This window comes from Chitinophaga caseinilytica (assembly GCF_038396765.1).
In the GTDB taxonomy this organism is placed as follows: domain Bacteria; phylum Bacteroidota; class Bacteroidia; order Chitinophagales; family Chitinophagaceae; genus Chitinophaga; species Chitinophaga caseinilytica.
The window spans coordinates 2,568,163-2,583,225 of the sequence record NZ_CP150096.1; the positions used below are offsets into that span (position 1 = coordinate 2,568,163).

Genomic DNA, 15,063 nt, shown 5'->3' on the forward strand with positions numbered 1-15,063 from the left:
CGGGAGTTTACGGGAATGGTCGTAAATTAACAGCCATGAAACTGCGGTTGCGGAGTTTCTGGACTATTTGAACGTAAATGGATTATTGATGAAAGGATTGGTTTTTCTCTTGAATATCAGCTTGCCCCTCAAAGACCCGGTTCCGATTTTCAGCCTGGTGTTGTTTATCATCCTGCTCGCGCCGATCATCCTGCGCAAATTCCGCATTCCGAGCATCATCGGCCTGATACTGGCGGGCATGGCGATAGGGGACCACGGGTTCAGGATCATCGAACAGGGCAGCATCAAGCTGTTCGGGAACGCAGGGCTGTTATATATTATGTTCCTGGCCGGCCTGGAGCTGGATATGACGGAGTTCCGCAAGAACCGGCACCGCAGTGTCGTGTTCGGGGCTTTTACCTTTTTCATACCGCTTTTGCTGGGCTATGTTTTGTGTACCTACGTACTGCATTTTAACCTCATGGCCACGCTGCTCATCTCCAGCATGTTCGCCACCCATACCCTCGTGGCGTACCCGCTGGCCAGCCGGCTGGGCATCAACAAGAACGAAGCCGTGACCGTGGCCGTAGGCGGCACCATCATCACCGATACGGCCGTACTGCTCATCCTGGCCGTTATCACCGGCGCGCAAACCGGCAACCTCGACACCGCTTTCTGGCTGCGGCTGGGCATTTCCTTCACCATATTTTCCGTGGTGGTGATGTGGGGTTTCCCGATGATCGGGCGGTGGTTTTTCAAGAAGATAAAAGACGACAAGACGTCGCACTTCATATTCGTACTGGCGCTGGTGTTCCTGGCCGCGTTCCTCGCCGAGCTGGCGGGCGTGGAAGGGATCATCGGGGCGTTCCTGGCGGGGTTGGCGCTCAACCAGCTCATTCCCCACACGTCTCCCCTCATGAACCGCGTCGAGTTCGTGGGCAATGCCATCTTCATTCCCTTTTTCCTGATTTCGGTAGGGATGATCGTAGACCTGAAAGTATTGCTGAAAGGCCCGGAAGCCCTCATCATCGCGGGCTCGCTGACGGCCATGGCGCTCCTCAGCAAGTGGTTCGCCGCTTTTTTCACCCAGCTCGTTTTCGGATATACGCCCACCCAGCGCAACGTGATCTTCGGCCTCAGCAGCGCCCACGCCGCCGCCACCATCGCGGTAGTGCTGATCGGGTATAATATGGGCATCATCAACGAAAATGTGCTCAACGGCACGGTGGTGCTCATCCTCGTTACGTGCATGGTCAGCTCCTTCGTGACGGAAAGCGCCGGCCGCAGACTGGCGCTCGTAGAGGCCGACCGCAAGCCCGAGATCACCGGCGGACCGGAACGCTTCCTCATCCCCATCGCCCAGCCCGAACGCATGGAGCCCCTGCTGGATTTCGCGCTCATGGTCAAACAGCCCGGCAACCCCGCGCCCGTGTACCCCCTCGTGGTGGTGCAGGACGATGAAGAGGCCCGCGAAAAAATCCACCTCAGCAACAAAACCATGGAAAAAGCCGTGATCCACGCCGCCGCGTCGGAAAGCAACCTGCAGGTAGTGACGCGCGTAGATCTCAACGTAACCGACGGCATCTCCCGCGCCGTGAAAGAACTGCTCATCTCCGACGTGATCCTCGCCTGGAGCGAAAAGAACAGCGCCACCGACCGTATCTTCGGTACCATCTTCGGCTCCACTACCGACAACGTGCTGCAAAGCGTCTGGGAAACCGTCTGGATCTGCGATTTCCATTCGCCCATCAATACCACCAAAAAGCTTGTCCTCATTTTACCCCGCAACACGGAATACGAACTGGGTTTTTTGCATTACATGGAAAAGATCGTGCTGCTGGCCAAACAGGCCGGGGCGCGCATCCTGGCGTACTGTGGAAAGGGAACGCAGGGCGCGGTGGAGAAATATATCGCGGAGGCGAAAGTGAGCGTGGAAATCACTTTCCGCACGCTGGAAAACCCGGAAGATTTTCTCGTTATCGCCCGCAGCGTATCGGCAGACGATATGATCGTGGTGGTTTCCGCGCGGAGGGGCACCATTTCCTTCCAGCCTTACCTGGAAGGCATCCCCGCCAAAATGGTCCGCCACTTCCGCGAAAACAACATCATCCTCATCTATCCCGAACAACGCACCGCCGAAAACAGCGAGCCCGGTATGCAGGACGAAGATATTTCGCTCATGCCCATCCAGGAACAGCTGCGCAACATCCATAAGCTGGGGCGCGCCGTGAAGAAAATCTTCAAAGGCCCCAACGGGAAAAACGATCCTGAAGCATAAGATTCAAATGATAAAAACGGAAAGGCCGTCTCATTGCGAGACGGCCTTTCATTTTGGGCCGGATTACGTTTACTGTTTAATTACTTTTTTAGTGATAACGCCCAGTTTGCTGAGGATATGCACGAAATACATGCCCGGCGGCTGTTTGGACAGGTCGAGCTGGATGGTTTCTCCGCCCAGGGCTTTCCTCGCATGCAGGAGCGTGCCGGTGATATCGGTCATTCGAAGTTCCACGGGCCGTTTGCCTTCGCCGTTCAGCGTAACGTTTACGTAAGAACCGGTGGGGTTCGGGTACACCTTGATGTTGGCGTGCTCGCCGTTCGCTTCCGGAATGCCGGTTATCAGCTGGTTGGGGAGGGTGGCGGGGTAGACGAGTTTCTTCTCGCCGTTATACCCGATCGCAAATACCGCGGTGGCCGTGTCGGGGAAGAATACTTTGGTGACGCTCCTGTCGCTGCTGCCGGTGCCGAAGATGGCCACATCCACCAGGGTATCGTTTTTGTACGTTTCGAATGCCACGGCATGTTGCCATTGGGCCGCATCAACGGTAACCGTGTTGTTGCTTAAAGTGGCGCCAATGCCCGAAGTGCCGGTCAGTGCCTGTTGAAGCCGGTAGGAGTTCACGCTGTTGGCGGATATGTAGTTGATGACGGGCGAAGCCGGAGCAGGATAGTTTTTCGCTTTGATGGCGGCGATCGTTGCGTTCACTTCCTGTTGTGTAATCGTTACGAATTCCGAGGAATAGTCGCCCACTATTTCGTTGATCGGCACCAGCAGGCCCGCTTTTACGAAGAAATCCGTCAGGTCTTCTTTTACGACGTCGCAAATGTTGACCATGCAATTGAGGATAAGTTGTTTGGTGGACAGCCCGGTTTCATCTGTAGTCCGCACTTTTTCCAGCATATCGGCCAGCCAGTAGGCTACATCGGGCTGGTTGCCGCCGGGGGCGGGTGTTCCGGTCAAACGTTGCTGCAGCGTTGGCAGGTTTTTGCTGGCACCGGCCGCCTGGTAGTACAGTTGCAGTTGCCAGAACAGGATCAGCCGTTTGAAAACGTCCGGGTTCGTCATGATGGGCCGTTTGTTGATCAGTCCGTACCAGATGCCGCCGTTGATGCGCCCGCCGATGATATCCGGCCGCACATCGTCTACCGAAACACTTTCCACTTCCAGCCTTGTGAATCCGGGATAGGTGCTGCCCATCGTATATTCACACCAGGTGGAATACAGGTTGTTGGTGACTTCCGTGGTGCCCGTCCATTTGAAACCGGGGCGCACCTGGTTCACATGCCCGAACTCATGCGCAATGCCCCAGGGATACACGAATACGCCATCCGCGTTCGCGAGGCCATACTCGCCCCAGGTGAGGTCGAAATGCGCGCCCCATCCGCCGGCGTACCAGCCGCCCTTGTATTCAGAATAGGTGAACATATGGTTTTTCGGCACCCGGTTGTATTTGAAAAGCCCCATGAGGATGTACTGATTCTTCACGATGGAATCGTACACCTGGACCAATGCTTTCCCGGAGTTGAACGAGTTGGCCAGCAACGCCGATTTGTGATAGGCCATGTTGACGTATTTGCCCTTGATGTCGAGACTGGGATAGATCTGGTTGGTAAGATACTTGTTCCAATCTGCATCCGTATCCGTCAACGGATCATAATACCCGTTGACCCTGCCGGTGGCGATGTGGACCCTGATATCGGGCAGGGCCGCATTATCGTTGTAATAACTGATATACGCGAGGCCGTCTGCGGTAACGTCGATCAGGTTGAGCCCTTCTTTCAGCGGATACACCTGGTCAGTGATGGAAACGGGCGATCCGAAATCGGTGATTCGGAGCGATGGGGTAACGCCATGGGTGGGGCCCACGAAGAGCACCGCTTTGTCATTGGCTTTGAAGGCGATACCGGTCGGGTTTTCGAAGGAATTGTAAGTGGATGTTTTCAGCGCGGCGGCCGTGGTACCAACGTTCGGGTACACCTTGTACGACTGGTAACGGAATTTCCTGTCGTACGTGCCGTTGAAGAGGCACTGCGCCAGCGATTTGAAGAATGGCATGGAGATCGTGTCGATCTTCGCCTGCGTAACGCCGGGTTTCAGTTTTGAATAAAGGCTGTCGAACAAATTGCTGTAGATGTTCGCTCCTGCAGTGTTTTTGCTGAAGAAAGCCATTTCCGCGCAGCTGGCGAAGTTGTTCCCGCCAGTCAGCACTTTGACCGTCAAAGAATGGATATTCACCAATGCCGCCGGCAGATCGATCCGCGTGGGGGAATCCGTGAACCCCAGCGCCACGCTTTTCGCTTTCACGGCGGCCGACGAAGACGTGGCCTTATACCAGATTTCCACATCCCCGAAACGGCCGTTGATGTTGCCGTCTTGCCGCGGCGTAATTAAAACATAATCAATCCTGTTGGAAGCGCCGAAATTGTAAGTCAGCTGCATGGGGAAACCACCGCCCGCCCAGCTGGAGGTATAAAGCGTGTTAACGTTATTGTCCAACGTTCTTTCGATGCCTTCGCCCGGTTGCGATGCCGGGGAAACGGAAGCGCTGGTTACGGTTTGCTTTTGGTCAAGCAATCCCGGCAATCCGGTGGCCGGGTTCGCGCAATCCACCGGCACCACGGGGGCGGTGGGCGACCAGAAATTGATCTCGTTGCAGGTAGACCACATGCCCGTGGCCGAAGTTACGATGAACCGGACGCAGGCGGGTGTATCGATTGCGCCTGCCGCTACGTTATAGACTTTGGTAACGTTGTCATTGGCCCAGGTGAGATCGGCGATTTTCACGAACGGGGTATTTGCTTTCCGGGCATACACCGACACGGTACGCCAGATGCCGTTCAATCCGCTGGCCCGTGGCACATATTCGATCTTGTTGATGCTGCTGACGCCGCCGAAGAAAAAGTCCACGGTGTCTGGGATGGCGTTGAGGCCCCAGTTGGATTCGTAGCCTGTTGTGACGTCGCCGTCGTAACACCGGCGGAGCTCCAGCCCGGGTTGCGCGGGCCTGGGAGAGAAGGCATGAATGGGTGTGGCTTTGAACTGGGCTGACAGGGCGCCACTGAGCCCCAGCCCCAATAAAAGAGTAGTGATGTATTTCATAACTGATGGTTGAGCTTCGGTGCTTGCAAGCCTTGGAACGGAAATGCCGTTCGCCATCCGCACGGGGTCGTGTTGCAGTCGGCCTGCTGATCAGGGAAATCCCATTCGGTAATTGGTCTCCCTGCATGTTTTCAGCGATATGATGCTGGTCGAAAAATCCTGTACGCAATTTACAGGATGCGCCGAGGCGTTTGTTTAACAGAATTACCGGCCGGATTTTTTTATGCTAAGATTGTTTAGGTAGCCGGGTTGGTCGGGTGTAAAACGGAAAGGCCGTCTCATTGCGAGACGGCCTTTCTGGTTATAATCGGAAAAACGATTATTGTTTGATGACTTTTTTAGTGATAACGCCGTGTTTGCTGAGTACCTGCAGGAAGTACATACCCGGCGGCATCCTGGACATGTCTACCTGAACGGTTTCTCCACCAAAAGCTCTCCTGGCGTGCATCAGCGTGCCGGTGATGTCGGTCATGCGCAGGTCCAGGGCTCTTTTTCCCTCGCCGTTCAGCGTAACGTTCACGAAAGAACTGGTGGGGTTGGGATATACCTTGATATTGGCGTGCTCGCCATTGGCTTCCGGAATGCCGGTCACCACCTGGTTGGGAAGCGTGGCGGGATAGACGAGCTTCTTCTCGCCGTTATACCCGATGGCAAACACCGCTGTCGCCGTATTGGGGAACAGTACTTTGGTGAAACTGTTGTCGCCGCTGCCGGTTCCGAAGATGGCCACATCCACCAGCGTATCGTTTTTGTAGGTTTCGAACGCCACGGCGTGTTGCCATTGCGACGCGTCTACGGTGATCGTGTTGTTGCTTAAAGTAGCGCCCACGCCCGAAGTGCCCGACACCGTCTGCAGGTTTTTGAATGTATTGACGCTGTTGGCAGACAGGTAGTGGATGACGGGAGATACCGGGGCGGGGTAGTTCTTAGCCTTGATGGCGTTGATCGTGTTGGTTACGTCCTGTTGGGTGATGGTGATCCTGCCGGGCGAATAATCGTCTACGATTTCGTCGATAGGCGCCAGCAGACCGGATTTCACGAAGAAGTCGGAAAGGTCTTCCTTCACCACGTCGCAAACGTTCTTCACGCAATTCAGGATGAAGTCTTTGTTCGTGAGGCCCGCATCATTGGTGGTGCGCACTTTTTCCAGCATGTCGCCGAGCCAGAACGCCACATCGGGCTGGTTGCCGCCGGGAGCAGGCGTGCCTGTCAACCGTTGCTGCAAAGTAGGCAGGTTTTTGCTCGCGCCCGCAGACTGGTAATACAATTCCAACTGCCAGAAAAGTACCAGCCGCTTGAACACGTCGGGGTTCGACATGATCGCCCTCTTTTTCACCAGGCTATGCAGAATGGCGCCGTTGATGCGGCCACCGGCGATATCCGGGCGAACATCGTCCGGCGAAACCGGTTCGTCGTCGAGCCTCGACCGGCCGGGGTACGACGTTCCCATCGTATAATCCACCCAAACGGAATACAGGTTATTGGTCACTTCGGTGGTGCCGGTCCATACGAATCCCGGGCGTACCTGGTTCACGTGGCCGAACTCATGCGCGATGCCCCAGGGAGACACCTTCACGCCTTCCGCATTCGCGAGGCCGGGCTCGCCCCAGGTGAGGTCGAAATGCGCGCCCCATCCGCCGGCGTACCATCCGCCGCTGTAGGCCGACCAGGCGAACATGTGGTTTTTCGGCACGCGGTTGTATTTGTATAAGCCCATGAGGATATACTCGGTGTTGACGATCGAGTCGTACACTCCGATGAGCGCATGCCCGGATTGGGGAGAATTGCCCAGCAGCGCGGCTTTATGATAGTTGAGGTTCACGAACCGGCCTTTAATATCCAGCGTGGGATAGATCTGGTTGGTCAGATAGCCGAACCAGTCTGTATCCGTATCGGTTTTCGGATCGTAATACCCGTTCACGCGGCCGGTTGCGATGTGGATTTTGATATCCGGCTTCGTGGAATCGTTGTTGTAATAGTTAATATAACCAAGCCCGTCTGCCGTGATGTCGATCACGTTCAGGCCTTCAGACAATACGTAGCTCCGGTCTGTGATGGAAGCGGAGCCGAAGTCGGTCACGCGCAGGGAAGGTGTAACGCCGTTGGTGGCGCCAACGAACAGCACGGCTTTCGTGTTTGCCTTGAACGCGATGCCCGTGGGGTTTTCGAAAGAATTGTAAGTGGATGTTTTCAGCGAAGCGGCGGTAGTGCCTACCTGCGGATACACTTTGTAGGATTGATACCTGAATTTCCGCTGGTACGTATGGTTGTAAAGGCATTGCGCCAGCGTTTTGAAGAACGGCATGGAAACCGTGTCGATCTGTGCCTGTGTTACGCCGGGTTTCAGCACGGAGTACAGGCTGTCGAACATATTATTGTACACGCTGCCAGACGCGGGGTTCTTCTTGAAGAATTCCATTTCCGCACAACTGGCGAAATTGCTCTGTCCGCTCAACACCTTCACGATCACGGCGCGCACGTTCACCAGCGGGGAAGCCAGCTCGATGCGGCTGGGTGTGCCGCTGAAATTCAGGCTGGCGTCTTTCGCTTTGATGGGCGTTCCGTTCGGGGTGGTCTTGTACCATATTTCGACGTTCCCGAAATGCCCGTTGCCGCTGCCGTCTTGCCGCGGCGTGTACACGATGTAGTTGATCTGGTTGTTCCCCTGGAAATTGTAGGTCATTTCGATGGGGAACCCGCCGCCCGCCCAGGAAGAGTGGTAGAACGTGCTCTTGTTGTTGTCGATGGTTTTATCGATCCCTTCCCCGGCGCTGTTGGCGGCCGGCGAAACGGACGCATTCTGGACGGCAACTTTCGTGTCCAGCAGGCCGGTGAGCCCGTCGCCCGGGTTGGTGCAGTCGATGGGCACTACCTGTGCGGCGGAAGACCAGAACTTCATTTCCGCGCAACTGGAAAAGTTCCCGGTGGCCTGGGTGACCACGAAGCGCACGTAGGCGGGCGTGTCCAGTCCGTTTCCGGGGAGGTTGATGACTTTCATGGTGTTGTCGTTCGCCCAGGTGAGGTCTGCAGCTTTGACGAAAGCCGTATTGGCTTTCCGGGAATACAGTTCCACTTTTTGCCAGACGCCGTTGAGGCCGCTGGGCCGGGGAAAATATTCGATCTTGTTGACGTTGCTGACGCCGTTAAAGAAGAAGTCCACCGTGTCGGGGATGGCGTTGATGCTCCAGCTGGAATGATAGATGGTGGAAACGTCTCCGTCGAAACATTTACTGAGTTCCGTTCCAGGCTGAGCGGGCCTGGGCGACGTTGCGAAAATGGGGGAGACCTGGAACTGTGCAGACGCGGCGCTGCATAGCCCTATCCCGAAGAGTAGCGTAGATATGTATTTCATAACTAAATGGTTAAGCACATTTGATACAAACAACTTCCGCTTCGCAGCGTATCGGTTGCGGCGTGGGATTTCGGTTTACTGATGACGATCCGGGAAAGTTCCTGAGGGTTTGGTTAATCTTATCACACATTAGATTTTGATACGGTCGGGTCTCTTCAGGAGTAATTTCTCCTTCAATATAGCATCTTTTTTTGAAATCTGTTTATCTGGATAAGAAAAGTCATCTTCCCGCGAGGAAATCCCCGTCGATGATGAGGAGGGTGACGCCGCTTTCGGTGCGGGAGCGGTGGATGCTGGCGTTGTCGGAAACGATGTACGTCATTCCCTGGGTGAGGGTATGGGTGGCGCCGTCTTTCAGCTCGCTGTCGAAGCTGCCCTGCAGGCAATGGACGATGTGGCCTTTGGCGCACCAATGGTCTGCAAGGTATCCCGGGCCGTAGGTGACGATGCGGACCCGAAGGCCGGGGAACTGCAGCGTCTGCCAATGCGCAACGCCTGTTTCGCCGGGGTGCGTGGTGGGAAGGATATCTTGCCAGTTGACGACGGTGAATGGAATGCTCATGGGAATGTTTTTGGGATGGATAAAATTACGGATTCCCCTTGACCGCGAATGCCGTTTTCCGCCGAAATTGACGAATGTGATGTTCGAAAGTTATAAAACAGGAGCAGGTATCGTGGGAGAACTGCATCGATCCTAACGGTCTTTCGCTATCATTTTTCAAGATATAACGATGCGTCAAAAAATGGATACCCTGTCGAGCCGGGAAATTTCAGTTAATCATGAAACGTGGGAAAACTGCATCTCTCTGGTCTTTCGCTGTCATTTTTCAACACATACCGTTGCATCAAATTATGCATATCCTGTCTAGCACGGAAAGTTCGGGTAATCATGAAAAGTTGGAAAATCGCATCGATCCAAACGGTCTTTCGCTATCATTTTTCAAGATACATCGATGCATCAAAATAATGCATATCCTGTAGTGTGGGGGAATTTTGGGTAATCATGAAACATGGGAAAGTTGCATCTATCCAAACGGTCTTCCGCTATCATTTTTCAAGATAAAGCGATGCATCAAAAAATGGATACCCTGTCGAGCCGGGAAAATTCGGGTTATCAGGAAAAGTTGGAAAACTGCAACTATCCAACCGGTCTTCCGCTATCATTTTTCAATATACCTCGACGCACCAAAAAATGCATTGCCTGTCATGGCTGAAATTTTCGGGTTATCGTGAAACCGGTATGGGCAAGTTGATAAAAGGAGTGGAGAATGGACATAAAAGAAAAACGGCAAAGAAGATGTACTTCTTTGCCGTTTGTAGTGTGGGAGCTGGCGGATTCGAACCGTCGACCCTCTGCTTGTAAGGCAGATGCTCTGAACCAGCTGAGCTAAGCTCCCTTTTTGTTTCCCCGTTTCGTGAACGCTTGTCGTTCGATGGGAGTGCAAATATATAGACAAATATTTCAAAAACAATCAGCTGCGCAGAAAATTTTTTTAATCGTTTTTCGGAGGAAGAAGAAGCCCGCTACAGGAGCGGGCTTCAGCGTATCAGGCTATTTCCGGTTCCGTGAGTAGCAATGCATCGTCGTTATGCAAAGCGGGATGGAAAATTTCCATCAGCACGAAAAATGAAGCGAACGCCGCAATGCTAAACAACATGGCCAGCGGTAAAACTTCAAGGAAAGTGAGCACCAGCAGCAGGATGTTCATCGTCACAATAAAAAAGACCGCGCTCCGATGGTTGTACAGCAACACATAACCCAGCACTTTAATGAAATAACCGGCAATGATCAGCAGCAACGATAACTTTATGAGTTGCATCCCGGAATCACCCATATCGCCGAAGGCATAAAAGCTGTACATCTTTTCGCTCAGAAAGCTGTCGTACGAAAGCCAGGTGCGCACCCCGCCGATCAATGCAAAAAGGACCCCCAGCACCACGATCCAATGCGCCAGGGCCGATGTATCGCGCTGTATGTAGTATTGCGCGTTTTCCTTCGGCGTATGATTTTTCTGCGGCGCGTCGTGCAGCATGAACATCGCCAGCAGGTTCAGTACCGGGATAAAGTGCATCGCAAACACGAGCCCGTTGGATTGCTGCGGGGTGGCCATTCTGCCGGTCACCAGGTTCCCTGATCAGGCAGAGGCCCAACAACGCCACGGCAAGACAGCGGGTGGCCATTCGCGCCACCACCACACGGCGCATATACGCCGCCGCGATGCCCAGGGTAACGAGCGCTCCCGCCATCCGGAGCAGCAGGATGAAAATGAAAGGCGTGTCGGTTTCCTGCAACAACGCCTGATGGCGGATGAATGTGGTAACTCAGCTAAAAATATACTCAATATAATAAATAATAATAATTCTATATATGAATAGGGAAGATGGAGTTTCCCGGAATGGACATCCTTTCTCCGCATATGGTAACACCGAATCCGGAATTTGCGCCTTCAAACATTACCAAACACATGATACATTCCTACAAATGGGCCGCCGGTGCCTGCGCCGCGGCAGTGATGCTGGCAGCCTGCTCCAAAGACGATAAGGATGAAACGCCCGTTCCCACGGGCAATTACAACAAGCTGATCTCGGTCGCCAATTTCAATGGAGATACCACTACCAGCAAAGCCACCATTTACTTCAGCCTGGAAATGGAAAAGGCCGGTTCCCCGAAGAACCTGCAAAGCGGGGATTGGGACGTGGCGTTCGGCGGTAACGCCAATTCCGCCGTTTCCGGTAACTACGGGGTCAATGAAGATGGCAATACTTCCGCTGGAAAAGGTGGCCCGGGCAAAGGAGGCGTGCTGATCATCGATAAACCCTTCGACCAGGTGACCCGCGTCCCCGACGGAGCCGTCTTCATCACCACTTCAACCGGCGTAGGTCTCGATACCGCGGGCTTCTTCGGCACCACCACCGGCTGGTGCGTGTACGATTTCGCAGGCACGCTGCGCGCCACCAAAGGCATCGGCGGCAATAGCGCCACCACGCAGAAACACACCGTTTGGGCCCGCCCAGACCGTACGATCATCGTCCGCACCGCCAGCGGCAACTACGCCAAACTGAAAATCACGAGCATGTACAAAGATGCGCCGGCAGAACCGGAAACCGCCACTGCGCGCCCGTTCTTCCACTTCCAGTACGTACTGGCGGCGCCGGGCTCGAAAGATTTTACCATCAGGTAACCTCCTTCATTTTTTAATATTCTGCTAAAAAACGACAAGTACCAGAACGTCCCGCTCGCGGGACGTTTTTTTTAATGCAATGAGCTCACAATCAAAAACAGCAGGAGGCATAGCAACACGGGCAGGAAGAAATAAGCAGTCAGCCAGGCCGTAATTTTGTATGGCAGCTGCCGCTCCTTCAGGGAATAAGTTAACACAGCACCGGTGATACAAAACAATAAATTACAGACGAACCAGACCATGAATGGCCCCAGCAAATCGAACGGTAATGTGATCGTTTTATAAATGTGCAGTAGGGTGACGATGAAAAATGTCATCGATAATATCGCCAGCCATGTGAGCCATTTATTGATTTTTGCAGGATTCATTCGTATCTGGAATATTTCCGCTAAAAAACATATAAATATTGGAACGTCCCGCTCGCGGGACGTTTTTTATGGAAGTTTGGTCAGCGCCCCGGAATTCCTCAGCAGGAAAACGTACTGGAAATAATCCGTCGTAACCGCACCTTCGACGGGCATGAAGTTTTCCCCGAACATCCGCGCCTTCACCTTCATCAGGTGCTGCGATTTTGCATAGGGAGACTGCGCCCCGTCGATCCTGAAAAGCGTGATGGAATGGGGTTGGGTGAGTGCTTTTAAATCCTGGATACCTTTCACCAGCATCAATGGGCCGTCGGCATTTACCCAATCAACTTTTTCGTCGGCAGGGGTGGGGAATTGCGGGTTTTTGGGAAGGTACATGTCGCTGTCGAGCGTATAGCTGACGAAGCTCGTAGTCCGGATCCCGGCGGCTTTCAGCTTTTCGGCGAACGGATGCTTGCCCGGCGCGATGGTATTTTGCAGCACATGGAAGAAACCGAAGAAGCCGTAGAATTTTTCATTTTCCAGGTGACGTTCCGCTACGGCATGCGCAAAATTGAGCATCATGGCGGAGTCTCTTGTGATGGTGGCGTCTTTGTCGTCGAAACCTTTATCGATGCCGATGACGGTGATCTTTAAGGAATCAGGCTGTTGGCTGTTATAATCGTGGATGGCCATCCATTTTTCGAACAGCTCGCGGCTGGATTGTTGCGGGATCCTTTTGCGGATATCGGAAACCGCTTCGTGGAGGATCGCTTCGTTTTTCGGGTTGCTGCCGAGGAAGGCATTGAATTTGTTCGCGGTGGTGCTATCCATTTCCGCGATGTAATATTTCACGCCGGCATTTTTATGGAGGAACAGCAGCATGGCTTTGTCCAGCTTTTGATTGTCGGCATACCCGTGGATTTCTCCCATGAGGAAAACCTTCGAACCGTAAAACGCGTCGTCGAATAATTTTCCGTTGATGGAATCGCCTGCGGGGACATGCTGTTTCGTGAGGTAGTCGATGTTATCGTTATCCTTGAACCCGATAAAAAGCTTGCTGTCGACGTAGAGATAAAGAAAGACGGCCGCGATGATACCGATGATGGAGATGGTGATGATCTTGATGATTTTTAGCAATTTCTTCATAAGCATTGATGTAATTTATTGCTGCTGATTTTCAGTTGGGGCCGCCGTTCCGCCAATCCGGACGGGTTGACAGTGGGTTGACAGTTGCGGATGCTGGAAAGGCAGCGTGGGATGGAATAACCCGGAATAAAAAAGCCCCGCAAATTGCGAGGCTTTCTGTGGGAGCTGGCGGATTCGAACCGTCGACCCTCTGCTTGTAAGGCAGATGCTCTGAACCAGCTGAGCTAAGCTCCCTTTTTTGTGAACGCTTTTCGTTCGTTGGGATTGCAAAGGTAGAATCTTTTTGAATTCCGCCAAATTTTTTTTCAGATTTTTTTAACGAAGTGCCCAATCCACGATTTTATTGCTCCATTCTTCACGGAAAGGCGTCGAGATTTTGATGTAGTTATCGGTATAGCCTTCCATCATCCCGTCTTTCCCGTGCGATTCGAAAAGCACGGGGCGCGTTTGCCCGATGTGCTGTTCGGTGAAGTACGACATTTTCTTGTGGCTCAGGTTGCGCAGGGCTTTGTTGCGCTCCTGGCGAACGTTCACCGGCACCACCGGCGAAATGGTGAGGGCGTGGGTATTGTCGCGCTCGCTGTAGGTGAACACGTGGAGGTACGACACGTCGAGGCTATGGAGGAAATCGTAGGTTTCGAGGAAGTGGTCGTCGCTTTCGGAAGGGAAGCCCACGATCACGTCTACACCGATCGCGCAATGCGGTATTTTCTCCTTGATCCGCGCTACTTTTTCGGCATACAGCTCGCGGCGGTAGCGGCGGCGCATCAGGGCGAGGATATCGTTGCTGCCGCTTTGCAGGGGAACATGGAAGTGCGGCATGAACTTCTGGCTTTGCGCCACGAAATCGATGATCTCGTCGGTCAGCAAATTCGGTTCGATGCTCGAGATCCTGTACCGTTCGATGCCTTCCACGGCATCCAGCTGCTGGATGAGCTCGTAAAACGATTCTTCGCGCTTCTTGCCGCCTTCGAACCCTTTGCCGAAGTCGCCCAGGTTTACGCCGGTGAGCACGATCTCTTTCACGCCGCCGGCCGCCAGTTCGCGGGCGTTGTTCAGCACCCCGGCGATGGAGTCGCTGCGGCTGATGCCCCGCGCCATGGGGATGGTGCAGAAAGAACAGGTATAATCGCAGCCGTCCTGCACCTTGAGGAAGGTACGGGTACGGTCGTTGATGGAATAGCTGGAGTGGAAGGTGTTGACGTCCTCAATGTCGCAGGAGCAGACCTTGGCGCCATTGTCGCCCTTGGTAAGCTCGCGGATATGATCTGCGATATTGAATTTTTCGGCGGCGCCGAGCACGAGGTCTACCCCCGGGATTTGGGCGATTTCCTTCGGTTTGAGCTGGGCATAGCAGCCGGTGATGACTACCATGCTGCCGGGCGCGCGGCGCTGGATGCGGCGCACGATCTGCCGGCATTCTTTGTCGGCATTGTCTGTCACGGAACAGGTGTTGATCACGTACACGTCTGCCGTGTCGTCAAATTCCTTCCGCACAAAGCCGTCCTTTTCCATCATCCGCCCGATGGTGGAAGTTTCGGAAAAGTTCAGCTTGCAGCCGAGCGTGTGAAATGCTACTGATTTTTGACCTGTCATAAGGATGGCAAAGGTACGATTTCCGGGCGTTTTTCCGTCCATTGATATGTCAAAATCCCGATATGTGTTTCCCGCCCTTGA

General features: G+C 53.7%; 9 protein-coding genes and 2 tRNA genes. 2 read left to right on the plus strand and 9 right to left on the minus strand.

The window, feature by feature from the left end:
* The first annotated feature begins 88 nt into the window (after positions 1 to 88).
* Positions 89 to 2,257 (plus strand): cation:proton antiporter, encoded by a 2,169-nt coding sequence (locus WJU22_RS10770; RefSeq protein WP_341843243.1) that lies wholly within the window; start codon positions 89 to 91, stop codon positions 2,255 to 2,257.
* Between the two features lie 69 nt (positions 2,258 to 2,326).
* Here WJU22_RS10770 and WJU22_RS10775 read toward each other — a convergent pair whose 3' ends face one another.
* The 5 genes from WJU22_RS10775 to WJU22_RS10795 form a co-directional block, all read right to left on the minus strand.
* On the minus strand, positions 2,327 to 5,359 hold the full coding sequence (locus WJU22_RS10775) for a M60 family metallopeptidase (RefSeq protein WP_341843244.1): 3,033 nt from the start codon (positions 5,357 to 5,359) through the stop codon (positions 2,327 to 2,329).
* A gap of 319 nt (positions 5,360 to 5,678) precedes the next feature.
* Entirely contained in the window at positions 5,679 to 8,711 is a 3,033-nt protein-coding gene (locus WJU22_RS10780; protein ID WP_341843245.1) for a M60 family metallopeptidase, read from the minus strand.
* 220 nt (positions 8,712 to 8,931) lie between these two features.
* Positions 8,932 to 9,273, minus strand: a complete 342-nt coding sequence (locus WJU22_RS10785; protein WP_341843246.1) for a DHCW motif cupin fold protein — start codon at positions 9,271 to 9,273, stop codon at positions 8,932 to 8,934.
* A gap of 760 nt (positions 9,274 to 10,033) precedes the next feature.
* Positions 10,034 to 10,108 (minus strand) — tRNA-Val (locus WJU22_RS10790).
* Positions 10,109 to 10,258: 150 nt separating this feature from the next.
* Positions 10,259 to 10,834 (minus strand): hypothetical protein, encoded by a 576-nt coding sequence (locus WJU22_RS10795; RefSeq protein WP_341843247.1) that lies wholly within the window; start codon positions 10,832 to 10,834, stop codon positions 10,259 to 10,261.
* Between the two features lie 342 nt (positions 10,835 to 11,176).
* On the opposite strand from WJU22_RS10795, the gene WJU22_RS10800 reads away from it, so the two are divergent.
* Positions 11,177 to 11,893, plus strand: a complete 717-nt coding sequence (locus WJU22_RS10800) for an HmuY family protein (RefSeq protein ID WP_341843248.1) — start codon at positions 11,177 to 11,179, stop codon at positions 11,891 to 11,893.
* Positions 11,894 to 11,964: 71 nt separating this feature from the next.
* On the opposite strand, the gene WJU22_RS10805 is transcribed toward WJU22_RS10800, so the two are convergent.
* The 4 genes from WJU22_RS10805 to mtaB form a co-directional block, all read right to left on the minus strand.
* A complete protein-coding gene (locus WJU22_RS10805) occupies positions 11,965 to 12,261 on the minus strand; it encodes a hypothetical protein (protein ID WP_341843249.1) in 297 nt (98 codons plus the stop codon).
* A 66-nt stretch (positions 12,262 to 12,327) separates the two neighbouring features.
* Complete coding sequence (locus WJU22_RS10810) at positions 12,328 to 13,386, minus strand: hypothetical protein (RefSeq protein ID WP_341843250.1); 1,059 nt, start codon at positions 13,384 to 13,386, stop codon at positions 12,328 to 12,330.
* 159 nt (positions 13,387 to 13,545) lie between these two features.
* Positions 13,546 to 13,620: transfer RNA gene (locus tag WJU22_RS10815), tRNA-Val, on the minus strand.
* An 81-nt stretch (positions 13,621 to 13,701) separates the two neighbouring features.
* A complete protein-coding gene (mtaB, locus tag WJU22_RS10820) occupies positions 13,702 to 14,982 on the minus strand; it encodes a tRNA (N(6)-L-threonylcarbamoyladenosine(37)-C(2))-methylthiotransferase MtaB (protein WP_341843251.1) in 1,281 nt (426 codons plus the stop codon).
* Between the last annotated feature and the right edge of the window lie 81 nt (positions 14,983 to 15,063).